11 protein-coding genes are annotated in these 14,496 nt (G+C 64.2%); 7 read left to right on the forward strand and 4 right to left on the reverse strand.

What is annotated here, in order from left to right:
- Positions 1-146: 146 nt before the first annotated feature.
- Positions 147-1,544, forward strand: a complete 1,398-nt coding sequence (gene lpdA, locus MAXJ12_RS17060; protein WP_008837175.1) for a dihydrolipoyl dehydrogenase — start codon at positions 147-149, stop codon at positions 1,542-1,544.
- A 186-nt stretch (positions 1,545-1,730) separates the two neighbouring features.
- On the opposite strand, the gene MAXJ12_RS17065 is transcribed toward lpdA, so the two are convergent.
- From MAXJ12_RS17065 to MAXJ12_RS17075, 3 genes are all read right to left on the reverse strand, one after another.
- Positions 1,731-3,158: an aldehyde dehydrogenase family protein gene (locus tag MAXJ12_RS17065; RefSeq protein WP_008837176.1), complete on the reverse strand. Its 1,428-nt coding sequence runs from the start codon at positions 3,156-3,158 to the stop codon at positions 1,731-1,733.
- A gap of 102 nt (positions 3,159-3,260) precedes the next feature.
- Complete coding sequence (locus tag MAXJ12_RS17070; RefSeq protein ID WP_040586603.1) at positions 3,261-4,526, reverse strand: FAD-dependent oxidoreductase; 1,266 nt, start codon at positions 4,524-4,526, stop codon at positions 3,261-3,263.
- A gap of 59 nt (positions 4,527-4,585) precedes the next feature.
- Complete coding sequence (locus MAXJ12_RS17075) at positions 4,586-5,617, reverse strand: histone deacetylase family protein (protein WP_008837178.1); 1,032 nt, start codon at positions 5,615-5,617, stop codon at positions 4,586-4,588.
- 142 nt (positions 5,618-5,759) lie between these two features.
- Here MAXJ12_RS17075 and MAXJ12_RS17080 point away from each other — a divergent pair, with 142 nt between their 5' ends.
- The 6 genes from MAXJ12_RS17080 (at position 5,760) to MAXJ12_RS17105 (ending at position 12,698) form a co-directional block, all read left to right on the forward strand.
- Positions 5,760-7,421: an amidohydrolase gene (locus tag MAXJ12_RS17080; RefSeq protein WP_008837179.1), complete on the forward strand. Its 1,662-nt coding sequence runs from the start codon at positions 5,760-5,762 to the stop codon at positions 7,419-7,421.
- A gap of 146 nt (positions 7,422-7,567) precedes the next feature.
- Positions 7,568-8,662: an ABC transporter ATP-binding protein gene (locus MAXJ12_RS17085; protein WP_040586588.1), complete on the forward strand. Its 1,095-nt coding sequence runs from the start codon at positions 7,568-7,570 to the stop codon at positions 8,660-8,662.
- Positions 8,663-8,664: 2 nt separating this feature from the next.
- The gene (locus tag MAXJ12_RS17090; RefSeq protein ID WP_008837181.1) at positions 8,665-9,588 is read left to right on the forward strand and encodes an ABC transporter permease; all 924 of its coding nucleotides are present in this window, start codon (positions 8,665-8,667) and stop codon (positions 9,586-9,588) included.
- Positions 9,581-10,387, forward strand: a complete 807-nt coding sequence (locus MAXJ12_RS17095; RefSeq protein WP_008837182.1) for an ABC transporter permease — start codon at positions 9,581-9,583, stop codon at positions 10,385-10,387. The genes MAXJ12_RS17090 and MAXJ12_RS17095 overlap by 8 nt, the downstream gene beginning before the upstream one ends.
- A gap of 29 nt (positions 10,388-10,416) precedes the next feature.
- Entirely contained in the window at positions 10,417-11,451 is a 1,035-nt protein-coding gene (locus MAXJ12_RS17100) for an ABC transporter substrate-binding protein (RefSeq protein WP_040586590.1), read from the forward strand.
- A gap of 68 nt (positions 11,452-11,519) precedes the next feature.
- Positions 11,520-12,698 (forward strand): serine hydrolase domain-containing protein, encoded by a 1,179-nt coding sequence (locus MAXJ12_RS17105; protein WP_008837184.1) that lies wholly within the window; start codon positions 11,520-11,522, stop codon positions 12,696-12,698.
- A gap of 4 nt (positions 12,699-12,702) precedes the next feature.
- Here MAXJ12_RS17105 and MAXJ12_RS17110 read toward each other — a convergent pair whose 3' ends face one another.
- Complete coding sequence (locus MAXJ12_RS17110) at positions 12,703-14,484, reverse strand: SLC13 family permease (RefSeq protein ID WP_008837185.1); 1,782 nt, start codon at positions 14,482-14,484, stop codon at positions 12,703-12,705.
- Positions 14,485-14,496: the final 12 nt, after the last annotated feature.

Below are 14,496 nucleotides of genomic sequence, written 5' to 3' on the forward strand. Positions count from 1 at the left end.
TGTAACCCTCGCCTTCTCCGATCGCCAAGACTGCAGAATAGAAACCGACATGACGGCCGGCCGATCTCCCCCCTTGTGGGGGAGATGTCCGGCAGGACAGAGGGGGGCAACGTAGAGCACCCAAACTTGCGGGGAGAAACAAGGTGATGAAAGAAATCTCCTGCAAGCTTCTGGTCGTCGGCGCGGGTCCGGGCGGCTATGTCTGCGCTATCCGCGCCGGGCAGCTTGGCGTGGATACCGTCATCGTCGAGGCGAAGAAGCCGGGCGGCACCTGCCTGACCGTCGGCTGCATCCCTTCCAAGGCGCTGATCCACGCCGCTGAGGAATTTGAAAAGATTGTCCACATGGCAGGCGGCAAGGGCCCGCTCGGCATCTCGCTGTCGACGCCCAAACTCGACCTTGCGAAGACTGTCGCCTGGAAGGACGGCATAGTCGGCCGGCTGACCGGCGGGGTCTCTAGCCTGCTGAAGAAGGCCAAGGTGAAAACCGTCCATGGCTGGGCGAGATTCCGGGACGGCAAGACGGTGGAGGTCGAGACCGAGACCGGAATCCAGGTGATCCGCGCCGAGACAGTAGTGATCGCCACCGGCTCGGTTTCGGTAGAGCTGCCTTCCCTGCCCTTCGGCGGACCGGTGATTTCATCGACGGAAGCGCTGGCGCTGAGCAAATTGCCGGAAAAGCTGGTCGTGGTCGGCGGCGGCTATATCGGGCTGGAACTAGGCACGGCCTTCGCCAAGCTTGGTTCGCAGGTGAGCGTCGTCGAGGCCGAGCCGCGCATCCTGCCGCAATACGACGCCGAGCTGACCCGGCCGGTCGCCAAACGGCTTTCCGAACTCGGTGTCGAGGTGCTGACCGGGGCCAAGGCCAAGGGCATGTCGACAAAGGGCGACGCGCTGCTGGTCGAAACCGGCGATGGCGCGGAGAAACGGCTGGCAGCCGACAAAGTGCTGGTGACGGTCGGGCGCAAGCCGGCGACCGAAGGCTGGGGGCTCGAAGAACTCGTCCTCGACCGCAACGGCAGATCCATCCATATCGACGACCAGTGCCGCACCTCGATGCGCGGCGTCTATGCGATCGGCGACGTGGCCGGCGAGCCGATGCTGGCGCATCGGGCCATGGCACAGGGCGAAATGGTGGCCGAGATCATCGCCGGCCACAAACGGAACTGGGATAAGCGCTGCATCCCGGCGATCTGCTTCACCGACCCGGAAGTGGTGACCGCCGGCCTTTTGCCCGACGAGGCGAGGAAGACGGGCGCCGAGATCAAGGTCGGGCAGTTTCCGTTTTCGGCCAATGGCCGCGCCATGACCAAGCTAGGCGAGGAAGGCTTCGTCCGGGTCGTCGCCCGCGCCGACAATCATGTCGTGCTCGGCATCCAGGCGGTCGGCCACGGCGTTTCCGAGCTGTCGACCGCCTTCGGCCTGGCGATCGAAATGGGCGCGCGGCTGGAGGATATCGCCGGCACGATCCACGCCCACCCAACGCTGGGCGAGGGTTTCCAGGAAGCGGCGCTCAAGGCGCTGGGGCATGCGCTGCATATTTGAGGGGGTGCGGCGCTTTTCTGGCCGCCCTCAGCACCGCCCCTCACCTGCCTGCCGGCATCCTCTCCCCGCAAGAACGGGGAGAGGAGAGTGGCGACAACGCTGGCGCCCCCCTTTCCCCGTCCTGAGCTTGTCGAAGGATCATGGGGAGAGGGTAAGGGTGAGGGGCAAATTGCGGTACGGGAGAATCTACTCCCCGTACCCCACGATCCCCTTGATCTCGAGAAAATCGTGGATCGCCCAGTCGGCATATTCGCGGCCGTTGCCGGACTGCTTGTAGCCTCCGAAGGGGGCGAAGGTGTCCCACTCCGGGTAGTTGATGCTGACCTGGCCGGCCCTCAGCCGCATTGCGACGTTCCGCGCATTCTCCAGGTTTTTCGACTGCACATAGGCCGCGAGGCCGTAGACGGTGTCGTTGGCGATTTTCACCGCATCGTCCTCGTCCTTGTAGGACATGATCGAAAGCACCGGCCCGAAGATTTCCTCGCGCGCGATGGTCATTTCGGGCGTGACGTGACCGAAAACCGTCGGCCGCACATAATAGCCGCGGTTGAGGTTTTCGGGATGGCCGGGTCCGCCGGTGACCAATGTCGCACCTTCCGAAATGCCGCTTTCGATCAGCCGCTGGATCTTGTCGTATTGAAGCTGGCTGACCACAGGCCCGAGCCTTGTTTCGGTTGAACGCGGATCGCCGACATTGTGGGCTTCGGCGGCTTCCTTCGCCACCGCCAGCGCTTCGTCGTGGCGATCCGCCGGGACGAGCATGCGGGTCGGCGCATCGCAGGACTGGCCGCTATTGCCGAAGCAGGCATTGACGCCCTTGCGGACGGCACGGGCGAAATCCGCGTCGGGCAGGACGATGTTGGGCGACTTGCCGCCGAGTTCCTGCGCCACGCGCTTGACCGTATCGGCGGCGGTCTTGGCGACGATGATGCCTGCCCGGGTCGAGCCGGTGAACGACACCATGTCGACATCGGGATGGCCAGCCATGACCTGCCCGACATCCGGACCGGTGCCGTTGATCATGTTGTAGACGCCCTTCGGTGTGCCGGCCGCATCCATCACCTCCGAGAACACGATGCCGCTGATCGGCGCGATCTCGGAAGGCTTCAGCACCACTGTGCAGCCGGCGGCGATGGCCGGGGCGACCTTGCAGACGATTTGGTTGAGCGGCCAGTTCCACGGCGTGATCAGTGCGCAGACGCCGATCGGCTCCTTCACAACCATGGTCGTGCCGCGCTTTTCAGTGAACTCGTAGTCTTCGAACGCCTTGATCGTCGATTCCAGATGCGCGCGGCCGGCCCAGGCCTGCGCCTCGCGCGCCCAGGTGATGGGCGAACCGTTTTCCTGGCTGACCGCCTGCGCGATATCCTCGAAGCGCTCGTTATAGACTTCGAGAATGCGGTTCAGGAGCTTCAGCCTTTCGGCCTTCGTGGTCAGCGAGAAGGTGGTGAAGGCGGCCTTGGCCGCAGCGACCGCCTTGTCGACATCGGCTTTAGATCCGACGGAAATCGCGGTGTAGGCTTCCTCGGTCGACGGATCGATGACGTCCAGCGTCGCCGGGGCGACCGGAGAAACCCATTCGCCGTCGATGTAGAATTTCAGATGGTTGCTCATGATTGGTACTCCGGGTTGGTTTCTCGGGTCGGCAGTATGGCCGGGCGTGCAGCGATCCGTTGGCTTATATCCGCCGCATGGTTTAGGAAAAAGGCCTCGGTCTCAGCGCTCCAATGCGTCGAGCGCGCGATACCAGGCGATGGCGGCGGCAACGCCGACGCGGCGGAACCGGTGAAACGGGATTGGACGGATCGGCGAGACCGGAAAGGGCAGCGCCGCCGGGTCGCGCGTCGCGGCGTATTCCGCGATGCGGGCGCCGAGCGATGTCATCAAGCCGACGCCTCGCCCCTGGCAGCCGACGGCGGCGATCAGCCCGTCCTGCGGCTCATGCAGATGCGGCAGGTGGTCGGGCGTGATCGCAACGCGGCCGAACCAGCGCCGTTCGATCGCGACGCCCTCCAGCGCCGGAAAGAGCCGCGTCATGGCGCGTTCGAGATGCGCCCAGTCGGCGGCGCTGCGCGGCAGGCTCATGCGGCCGCGGCCGCCCAGCATCAGCCGGCCGTCCGGGCTCTTGCGAAAGTAGATGAGGATACGCCGCGAATCCGATACGGCCTGGCCGCCGGGCAGGATGCTTGAGGCGATCGAAGGAGGCAGTGGCGCGGTGGCGATCTGGAACGAGTGCAGAGGCACGATGGTGCGCGCCAGTCCGGGGATGAGCCCGTCCGAATAGGCATTGGCCGCCGCGACGACTGTCTTGGCCACGAGCGATCTGCCGCCGGCCGTCTCGACGCGCCAGGCGCCGGCGTGGCGGGTAAGCCGCGTCACGCGCTCGTTGACGGCGATCCGCGCACCAGCCTCGGCGGCGATCCGGCCCAATTCCAGCGTGTAGGCGAGCGGGTCAATGACGCCGGCGCGCCGGTCGAACCAGCCGCCGATATAGCCGAGCGCGCCGGTCTTGGCGGCAATTTCGCCCGGGCTCAGGATCGAGGCGTTGACGCCGCGTGCGCTCCATTGCTGCGCCCGCTTCTCGGCGGCCCGCAGCGCCGTGTCGGTATGCGCCGCCTGTATCCAGCCGTTTCGCGCATGCGAGACGTTCAGGCGCTCGGTCCTGATCAGGTCGAAGACACTGTCGGCGGTGCCTGCCGCAAAGGCGATGAGGCGCTTGCCGCGCTGCTCGCCGAAATGCTCGATCAGCCAATCCGGATCGTATTTCAGGCCAGGAATGACCTGCCCGCCATTGAGACCGGACGCGCCCCGCCCGATTTCCTGCGCTTCGATGACACGGACCGAAAGGCCACGGCGTGCCGCTTGCAGCGCGGTCGAGAGCCCCATGATGCCGGCTCCGACGACCACCAGATCCACATGCTCGCCACCCTCCAACGGCTGCGAAACAGGAGCGGCATCGGCCGGGACCTGCCACAACTGCATGCCGATGGTGGCTGCCTGCCGCTGGATGAATGTTTTATCGACCGGCTCGTTCAAGGCACTCAGCCGCCCTCGAAGCCGGTGAGCACGCCGACGGCGTTGATGCCGATCTCGTCGACCGCGTAGCCGCCCTCCATGACGAAGAGCGTCGGCAGGCCGAGCGCCGCGATCCTCCTGCCGATCTTCGGGTAGTCCGCGCTCGTCAGCTTGAACTGGCTGATCGGGTCCTTCTCGAACGTGTCAACGCCGAGCGACACCACCACGATATCCGGGGAGTAGTCCTGGAGCTTGCCGCAGGCATCCTCCAGCGCCGCACTCCAGCTTTCCCAGCCCGTGCCGAAGGGCATCGGATAATTGTGGTTCAAGCCCTCGCCATCGCCCGCGCCGCGCTCGTCGGCATGGCCGAGGAAGAACGGGTACTCGGTCATCGGGTCCCCGTGCAGGTTGAGCACCTGCACGTCGCCGCGCTGATAGAAAATCTCCTGCGTGCCGTTGCCGTGGTGATAATCGACATCGAGGATCGAGACGCGCGCCGCGCCCCGGTCGCGAAACCACTGCGCCGTCACAGCCGCATTGTTGATGTAGCAGTAGCCGCCCATGAACCCCGCCCCGGCATGGTGGCCCGGCGGGCGGCAGAGCGCGAAAGCCGAGCGCTCACCTGCCTTGACGATACCGGCTGCGGTCATCGCCACGTCGTAGGACGATTTGATCGCCTCCCATGTGCCCTTCACGAAGCTCGCGCCGCCGTCGAATGAGTAGAAGCCGAGCAGCGCGTCTATGGTTTTCGGCCTGACGTCGCCGCGCAGGCCGCGCGTCGGCCAGGTGAACGGGATCGCCGAGCCGGATTTGCCGGACGCCTCCCAGAGCGGCCAGACGGTCGGCAGGAAGTCGAGATAATCCTGCCGGTGGACGCGCATCGCAGCGGTGAGATCGTGCGTCTCGGGCGCAAGTATGGGGCCGAGCGCCTCGGATTCGACGCGGGCCCTGACGATCTCGGCGCGGGACGGCTTTTCGAACCCGGGAACGATCGCCCCTGCCACCAGTTCCATCTGTCCGCCATGGCCGGCATGCAGCGGCGAAAATACAGTCTTCATGGATTTCCCTTTGGCTGTTCGCCGCGAACCTAGCCGCAGGCGCTGGCACTTCACAAGCGCCGCTCTTGGGCCAAGACCGATCTTCCGGCTGGTCTGGCGTTTGGATACCAGGCGGTGCTAGCCTCCTGACAACGGAGCCTTCATGACCTTCGCAGACCTGATTGTCACCAATGCGCGCGTCCTTACGATGGACAGCGAAAACCCGGCAGCCGAGGCTGTCGCCGTCAAGGACGGCCTGATCCTGTCGATGGGCGACAAACGCTCGGTTCTGGAAACGCGAGGCCCGGACACGAAGATGATCGACGCCGGCGGCGGCTCTGTCATCCCGGGCTTCATCGAAGCGCATATGCATCTTTTCTCCGGCGCGGCCGAGCTTGCGCATCTGCAGCTTGCCGGCATTGCCGGGTTCGATGCGCTGCAAGGCGCCATCCGCGGCTACGCGGCTTCAAACCCGAACAGGAAAATGCTGGTCGGCCAGGGCATCGACTATACGGTGCTGGGAAGCGAGCGCGTCACCCGCCATCATCTCGACCGCATCCTGCCCGACCGCCCCTTCGTCATGGGCGCGCCCGACCATCACACGATGTGGGCCAATACCAAGGCGCTCGAAATGGCCGGCATATTGCACGGCAGGACGCTCGGTCCCGGCAACGAGATCGTCATGGGCGAAGACGGTCTTGCCGAGGGGGAGTTGCGCGAAGGCGAGGCTTTCGGGCCGGTCGTGGCGCTGGCCGGCGAGGAGCGCGCACGGCTCGGCCTGTCGACCGGCGGCGAACCCGATCCTGCCCCGACACCCGAGGAGCGCGCCGCCGACCGCGACATTTTGCGGCGCGGCCTTGCCTGGTGCGCCAGGCACGGCATCACCTCCATCCAGAACATGGACGGCAACCTCTACCAGCTTGAGCTGCTGTCGGAGATCGAGGCGGAGGGCGGCCTGGCCTGCCGCGTGAAGATTCCGTTCCACTACAAGAACTTCATGACGCTCGACATGCTCGGCAAGGCGTCGGCCATGGCCGAGCGTTACGACAGCGAGTGGCTGTCATCCGGCATGGTCAAGGTGTTCTACGACGGCGTGCTGGACTCCTGGACGGCGGTGATGATCGAGCCCTATGCTGACCGGCCGGACTGGCGTGGCGAGCCACTGTTTTCGCCGGAAGAGTTCGCCGAAGTCGCCGTCGAAGCCGACCGTCGAGGCCTGCAGATCGCCGTGCATGCCATCGGCGACGGTGCGGTGCGGGCCGTGCTCGACGGCTATGAGGCGGCGCAGAAGAAGAACGGCAGGCGCGACAGCCGCCATCGCATAGAGCATATCGAGGTCACGACCGAGGCCGACGTGCCGCGCTTCGCCGAACTCGGCGTCACCTGCTCGATGCAGCCTCCGCATCCGCCAGGCGCCATGGGCTTGCCGCTCGAACCGACGATTTCGCGCATCGGCCGCAAGCGCTGGCCGCTGAGCTATGCCTGGCGCACGCTGAAGGACGCCGGCGCGCATGTCGTCTTCGCCTCCGACTGGCCGGTTTCGCCGATCGACCCGATCGCCGGCATCCAGGCGGCAGTGCTGCGCAAGCCTTGGGCAGAAGGCATGCCGGACCAGCACTTTTCGCTGCAAGAGGCGCTGGCCAGCTACACGGTGGAAGGCGCCTATGCCGGCTTCATGGAACACCGCAAGGGCATGCTGAAGCCCGGCTATCTAGCTGATATCGCAGTGCTTTCCGGGGACATTGAAGCGACTGCGCCCGAGGCGCTGCACGCGATCCGCGTGGCGACGACGATCTGCGGCGGAAGGATCACCTGGCAGCAGTGATGGCACGGCGATTGCATGACGATAGGGGATGCGTTGAATCGCGGTTCAGAAGGGCCGGTTGCCAAGCATGCCGGCATGTGATGACAATTGAGCGGGAACACCGCCCGGCCGCAAAGAGCCGGGATGGACATTGAGCGGGGCGTTTTGTGCCGGCAGCACCGGGTAGGAATGCGATTGAAGTTCGCAGCGTCAGCAAGCTGTTTGGAACCAGCGAAGCGCAAGTGGCTGCGCTGGACAATGTCTCGGTAGGGATCCGGGAAAATGAGTTCTTCACCCTGCTCGGGCCGTCCGGATGCGGCAAGACCACGCTGCTCAGGCTGATCGCCGGCTTCGACTATCCAACCGAAGGCGAGATACTGCTCTACGGCCAGGACATCGCGCCGCTGCCGCCCTTCAAGCGGCCGGTCAACACGGTATTCCAGAGTTACGCACTGTTCCCGCATATGACGGTCAGCCAGAATATAGGTTTCGGCCTGGAAATGCTCGGTAAGCCGAAGGCCGAGGTCGAGGCGCGGGTTTCGGCCATGCTCAAGCTGGTCAAGATGGAGGCGCTGAAGGACCGCCGCACCAGCCAGATTTCGGGCGGCCAGCAGCAACGCGTCGCGCTGGCGCGAGCGCTCGCACCGCAGCCCAAGGTGCTGCTGCTCGACGAGCCGCTGTCGGCGCTGGACTATAAGCTGCGCAAGGAGATGCAGATCGAGTTGAAGCGGCTGCAGAACGAGACAGGCATCACCTTCATCTTCGTGACGCATGACCAGGAGGAGGCCCTGACCATGTCGGACCGCATCGCGGTCATGTCGTCGGGCAGGATCCTGCAGGTCGGCTCGCCCTGGGACATCTACGACCGCCCGGCGGAGCGTTTCGTCGCCGACTTCATCGGCGACAGCAATTTTTTGCCGGCTTCCGTCGGCGCCATTGAAAGCGGCATTGCGAGAGTGAAGCTGCTGTCGGGAGCGGAGATCTCCGCCACCGTCGCGGAGGGTTACCAGCCGAAGGCCGAAGCGACCGTCGCCGTCAGACCGGAGCATGCCACGGCGGTGAGAACGGGAGGACAATTGCCGGGATCGGTGGAGAATGTCGTTTATCTCGGCACAGACACGCATATACACATCAAGCTGGACAGCGGCGGCAATTTCACGGTGCGCCAGCAGAACATGCGCAGCCAGTCCTGCGGCTTTGAAGTCGGCGAGCGCGTCGGCGTGCAGATCGCGGCGGATGCCGCGCAGGTTCTGAAGGACTGACGATGACCAGCGCCGCCGAGATCGTCAGACAGGCGGAGCGCGACGATGTCCGCTCGCGCTGGCTGCTTTCGGCGCCGGCGCTGCTGATCATCTTCTTCGCCGCCATCGGGCCGCTCTTCGTGATGCTCGCCTACTCATTCATGGCGAAAGGCGACTACGGCGACGTCCGGTTTGGCGAGTTCTCGCTCGACGGCTGGTTCTCCGTCCTCTTCCAGCGCGACATCTTCGACGATACGATCGGGCTCGCCGATGCGCACCTGTCGATCTTCTGGCGCTCGGTCAAGCTGTCGCTGATCACCACCATTGTGACGCTGGCGCTGGGTTTTCCCACCGCCTACTTCATCGCCACGCGCCCGCCGCATACGCGTGAGGTCTGGGTATTCCTTGTCACCATCCCGTTCTGGACGAACCTGCTGATACGCACGTTTGCCATGCAGGAAGTGATCCGCAACGAAGGCATTCTGAACACGGTGATGATCCGGCTGGGGCTGATCGACCAGCCGATTCAGCTCATGTACACCGACGCCGCGATCCTCTTCGGCATGGTCTACGTCTACCTGCCGCTGATGGTGCTGCCGCTCTATGCCAGCATGGAGAAGCTGGACTTCCGCCTCGTCGAAGCCGGCTATGACCTCTACGCGACGCGACTGCGGGTGCTGTGGCGCATCATTATCCCTCTGGTGCGGCCCGGCATCGTTGCCGGTTCCATCCTGGTGTTCATCCCGTCGCTCGGCGCTTACGTCATTCCGCGCGTCCTTGGCGGTGGCAAGAGCATGATGCTTGGCAATTTGATCGAACTGCAGTTCGGCGCCGGCCGCAATTGGCCGCTCGGCGCCGCCATCTCGATCACCCTGATGGCCATGGTGATGGTGGCGCTGCTAGTCTATGTGCGCAACGCAGCGCGCTCGGGAGCGCAACATGGCTAGCCGCCGAACCTTCGATCTGCGCAGTCAGCCGGCCTTCAGCTTCGTCGCGCTTTTCACCTTTTTCATGCTCTATCTGCCGATCGCGGCTCTCGTCATGTACGCCTTCAACGCGGGCAGTTCGATGGCAGTCTGGGAGGGCGTATCGTTACGCTGGTTCTACGAAGCCGCCGGCAATGAGCGCGTGCAGGAGGCAGCGCTGCGGTCGGCTGTCATCGCCATGTTCGCCGCTCTGATTGCGACGATTGCCGCCACCATGGCCGCCATCGCCACCACCCGCACAAAACCCTATCCGGGCCTCACCTTCAAATACGCATTTATAAACCAGCCGCTGATGGTCCCGGAGATCGTGACGGCGGTCGCCCTGCTGATCGTCTTCTCGCGGATCAAGGTGTGGACCGGCTATTCGGGCCTCGGCTACCTCATCGCCGCCCACTCGGCCTTCTGCATTCCCTTCGCCTATCTGCCAATCCGCGCCCGGCTGGAAAATATGGATCTGTCGCTCGAGACGGCGGCCGCCGATCTCTACGCCACCAAATGGCAGGCGTTTCGCCACGTCACGCTGCCGCTGCTGAGGCCCGGCATCATCGCCGGCTTCATGCTGGCTTTCGTCATCTCGCTGGACGACGTGGTGATCACCGAGTTCGTAAAGTCCGGCGGCCAAGATACCTTGCCGACCTACATGCTCGGCCAGCTTCGCCGTGAAACCACGCCGGAGATCAATGCGATCGCGGTGGCGTTCCTGCTCTTCTCGGTTCTTCTCGTCACGGCATTCTTTTTCATCAACCGCCGCAAGGTGTAACTCGCTCAAGGGAACCAAGGGAGAAAACCATGAGACAAAAGCTAATGACCGCAACGGCGGCGACGGCGCTGCTCGCCTTCGCCGGCACGGCGCATGCCGATGGGGAACTCAACATCTACAATTGGGGCGACTACACCAGCCCCGAAATGATCAAGAAGTTCGAGGAAGCCCACAACGTCAAGGTGACGATCACCGACTACGATTCCAATGACACGGCGCTCGCCAAGGTCCGCGCCGGCGGCCATGGCTTCGACATCGTCGTCCCATCGGCGAACTATGTGCCGATCTGGGTCAAGGAGGGGCTGCTTCTCGAAGCGCGCCCCGATCAGATGGAAAATTTCAAGAACGTCGATCCGCGCTGGGTGGACGTGCCGTGGGATCCGGGCCGCCACTACTCCGTGCCATGGCAGTGGGGCGTGACCGGCATTGGCGTCAACACCAAGGTCTATGGCGCCGACATCAATACCTCGGCGATCTTCCTCGACCCGCCTGCCGAGCTCGTGGGCAAGATCAACGTCGCGCCGGAAATGAACGACGTGCTCTACGCCACGATCAAATATTTCGGCGGCGACTGGTGCACCGAGGACAAGGAGATGCTCAGGAAAGTCCGCGACAAGCTGGTCGAGGCAAAGACCAAATGGCTTGCAATGGACTACAGCGTCACGGACAAGCTTCCTGCCGGCGACTATTCTGCCGTCTACTACTGGAACGGCGCGATCATGCGTTCCCGCCTTGCCAACCCGGACATCAAGTTCGGCTATCCGAAGGAAGGATACCCGATCTTCATGGACAGCGTAGCGATCCTGAAGGACGCGAAGAATGTCGAGAATGCCAAGCTGTTCATGAACTTCATCATGGAACCGGAAAATGCCGCAATGATCTCGGCATTCGCCAAATATGCCAACGGCATCAAGGGGTCGGAGCAGTTCATGCCCGAGGACATGAAGACCGCGCCCGAACTCGTCGTCCCGGCCGAATTCGAGAAAGCCGGCGAGTTTCTGGAGTCCTGTTCGCCCGAGGTCGTCAGCCTCTACTCGCGAATCTGGACCGACGTGCAGAAATAGGCTCTTTGGCATGCGACCCGGCGGGCGACCGCCGGGTCTTTTTGCGCCTGAACACATGGAGCCGGCCGATGGCGAGCCAGACGGAATTCGAACAGCGCTACGGCTTCCGCCGCAACGAGGCGACGCTCGCGAACTGGCGGTTTGCGCCCTACAGCAAATGGTCGTTCCAGAATGCCGGCGAGTTCGTGCCTTCGGCCGGGATCGCCTGCGCCGACTGCGCGGTCGAGTCTCCCGCCGTCGATCCGGGAACCCTGCTGGCACAGCCGGTCGCCATCGAAGGCCGGCAGGAAACGGTCGCGGATTTCCTTCAGCGGTCGGATACCGATGCATTCGTTGTAATGAAACGCGGCGAATTCGTCGGTGACTATTTCGCCCCGCACATGGACCACGCCGCCGCCCACATCGTCTTTTCGATCAGCAAATCGCTGACCGCCATTCTCGCAGGTTCGCTCGAGGCGGAGGGGCTTCTCGATCCGGCAGCGCCGGTCACGCGCTACATTCCGGAAGCCGAAGGCTCGGCCTATGGAGATGCCGCCGTGCAGCATCTGCTCGACATGACCGTGAGCCTCGACTTCGACGAGACATATCTCGATCCCGACAGCGCCTTTGGCCGCTATCGCCGCGCCATGCTGTGGAATCCGGGCAGCGGCCAGGAGACGCTGCTCCCCTTCATCCTGACGATCCAGAAGGGCCTGCATCCGCATGGCGGACCGTTCCGCTATCGCTCGCCCAATTCCGACCTGCTCGGCGTCATTCTCGAACGCGCCTCGGGCCGGCGTTATGCCGAACTGATGCGCGAGCGCCTGTGGCTGCCGCTCGGTGCTAAGCGCCCAGCCTCGGTGACGGTGGATGGCGAAGGCACGGCGCGGGCTGCGGGTGGCGTGTCGGTCTCGCCTCGCGACCTCGCCCGCGTCGGCGAAATGATGCGGCTCCGAGGGGTAGTGAACGGCCGGCGGATCGTGCCTGAAAGCTGGATTCGCGACACGCTGACTGTCGGCAGCGAGGCGGCCTGGAAGACCGGCGACTTCGCGCATCTGGTGGAAAACGGCCGCTACCGCAACAAATGGTATCAAACCGGCTTCGACAGCGGCGCCTTCTTCGCCATCGGCATTCATGGCCAATGGCTTTATGTCGATCCGTCGACCGAGGTCGTCATGGTCAAGATGTCGTCGCAGCCCGAGCCCGTCGACGACCCGCTAGACCGGCAGTGCGTCGCTTTCTTCCAGGCAGTATCGGCCATGTTGTAGCGGCTCAGTTCAGCGGCCAGACCAGCATCAGCATCGGCACTGCGACCAAAACGACGATGAAGGACAGCGGCAGTCCCAGCCGCGGATAGTCGCTGAATTTGTAGCCGCCGGGGCCCATCACCAGCGTGTTGCACTGGTGGCCGATCGGCGTCAGGAAATCGCAGCCCGCACCGATCGCCACCGCCATCAGGAACGCCTCGGGTCGATAGTCGAGGCCGGCGGCGAAGCCCGCTGCGATCGGCGCCATCACCAGCACGGTCGCGGCGTTGTTGAGGAAGGGCGTGATCGCCATCGCGACCACCAGGATAAGCCCCAGCGCGCCATAGGCGGGCAGCGTGGCGCCAACGCTCGCCAGCCAGCCGGCGATGACGTCGGTGGCGCCGGTGCTTCTGAGCGAATCGCTGACCGGTATGAGCGTGGCCAGCATCACCAGGATCGGCCCGTCGACCGCCGAATAGATCTCGCGCACGGGAATGACCCTGAACAGCATCATCGCCACGGCCGCCGCGAAGAAGGCGATCTGAACCGGGAGCAGCCCGAGCGCTGTCGATCCCATGGCCCCGGCCAGGATGAGCACCGGGACGACGCCGCGCCGCACCGTACCCAGCATGATCGGCCGCTCGGCAAGCGGCAGCAGGCCGAGATCGCGCAATATCTCGGGCAGCGCCCGCCGGTTGCCCTGAAGCACGATGACATCGCCCAGGCGCAGCGTGATGGCGCCCAGCCGCTGCGTCAGCCTTTCGCCCTTCCTGCTGACGGCCAGGAGATTGACGTTGAAGCGGTCATAGAGCGCGAGGCGCTGCGCCGACCATCCGATCAGGATCGAGTGTTCGCCGATAACCGCTTCGATGGAATCCACTTCCTCGGCCGCGCCCTGTTTGCTGGCCGCCGGCTTGCGTTGGTCGGTCAGGCTGAGCTTGGCCTGCGCCACCAGCCGGTCGAGCGCCTCGGGCGCGCCTTCCATGAGCAGGATGTCACCCTCGCGCAACACGACATCCGGCAGCGGCGTGACGCGAACGTCGCGCGAACGCACGATCGAGGTGACGATCGCGCTGCCGTCGGACATCTTCAAGAGTTCGCCCACGGTTTTTCCGAGCACTGCCGATCCTTCCACGACCTTGCCCTCGGCCATGTAGTTCTTGATGTCGATCGCCTCGTTCATGGAAGTGCTTTCGCGCTGCCTTGGGGGCACGAGGCGGTAGAACAATACGAGAAACACCGTGCCGACGGCCGCAAGTGCTGCGCCCACCGGCATGAAGTCGAACATCCTGAACGCCACGCCGGTGATATCGTCGCGAAGCTGCGAGACGACGATGTTCGGTGATGTGCCGACCAGCGTCATCAGGCCGCCTAGCAGCGACCCGAATGCCATCGGCATCAGGAATACCGAGGGCGACGCGCCGGAGCGGCGCGCGAACTGGAAGGCGATCGGGATCATGATCGCCAGCGCGCCGATATTCTTGACGAAGGCCGACAGCACCGTGACGACGATGACCAGCAGGGCCAATTGCGCCCTGACCGACGAAACGTTCGGCGCATAGCGCTGGATGGTGAATTCCATGATGCCCGAGCGGGCGACGCCCGCGCTGACCAGAAGCGCGCTGCCTACGATGATGACGATGTCGTTGCTGAAGCCGCTGAACGCCTCTTCGTAAGGAACCACGCCCAGCGCCAGCGCCGCAAGCAGCGAGCCGGCGGCGACGAGGTCGTAGCGGAACCGACCCCAGACGAATGCCGCCATCATTGCCGCGATGACACCGATCGATAATATCTGGTCAAGTGTCATTCGTGGAACGCC

The organism is Mesorhizobium alhagi CCNWXJ12-2 (assembly GCF_000236565.1).
Taxonomy (GTDB): domain Bacteria; phylum Pseudomonadota; class Alphaproteobacteria; order Rhizobiales; family Rhizobiaceae; genus Allomesorhizobium; species Allomesorhizobium alhagi.

Coding starts and splice junctions, on each gene's coding strand:
- MAXJ12_RS17070 (WP_040586603.1), bottom strand. CDS start 4,526: ATGCAGTTGTGGCAGGTCCCGGCCGATGCCGCTCCTGTTTCGCAGCCG.
- MAXJ12_RS17100 (WP_040586590.1), top strand. CDS start 10,417: ATGAGACAAAAGCTAATGACCGCAACGGCGGCGACGGCGCTGCTCGCC.
- MAXJ12_RS17090 (WP_008837181.1), top strand. CDS start 8,665: ATGACCAGCGCCGCCGAGATCGTCAGACAGGCGGAGCGCGACGATGTC.
- MAXJ12_RS17075 (WP_008837178.1), bottom strand. CDS start 5,617: ATGAAGACTGTATTTTCGCCGCTGCATGCCGGCCATGGCGGACAGATG.
- lpdA (WP_008837175.1), top strand. CDS start 147: ATGAAAGAAATCTCCTGCAAGCTTCTGGTCGTCGGCGCGGGTCCGGGC.
- MAXJ12_RS17080 (WP_008837179.1), top strand. CDS start 5,760: ATGACCTTCGCAGACCTGATTGTCACCAATGCGCGCGTCCTTACGATG.
- MAXJ12_RS17065 (WP_008837176.1), bottom strand. CDS start 3,158: ATGAGCAACCATCTGAAATTCTACATCGACGGCGAATGGGTTTCTCCG.
- MAXJ12_RS17095 (WP_008837182.1), top strand. CDS start 9,581: ATGGCTAGCCGCCGAACCTTCGATCTGCGCAGTCAGCCGGCCTTCAGC.
- MAXJ12_RS17105 (WP_008837184.1), top strand. CDS start 11,520: ATGGCGAGCCAGACGGAATTCGAACAGCGCTACGGCTTCCGCCGCAAC.
- MAXJ12_RS17110 (WP_008837185.1), bottom strand. CDS start 14,484: ATGACACTTGACCAGATATTATCGATCGGTGTCATCGCGGCAATGATG.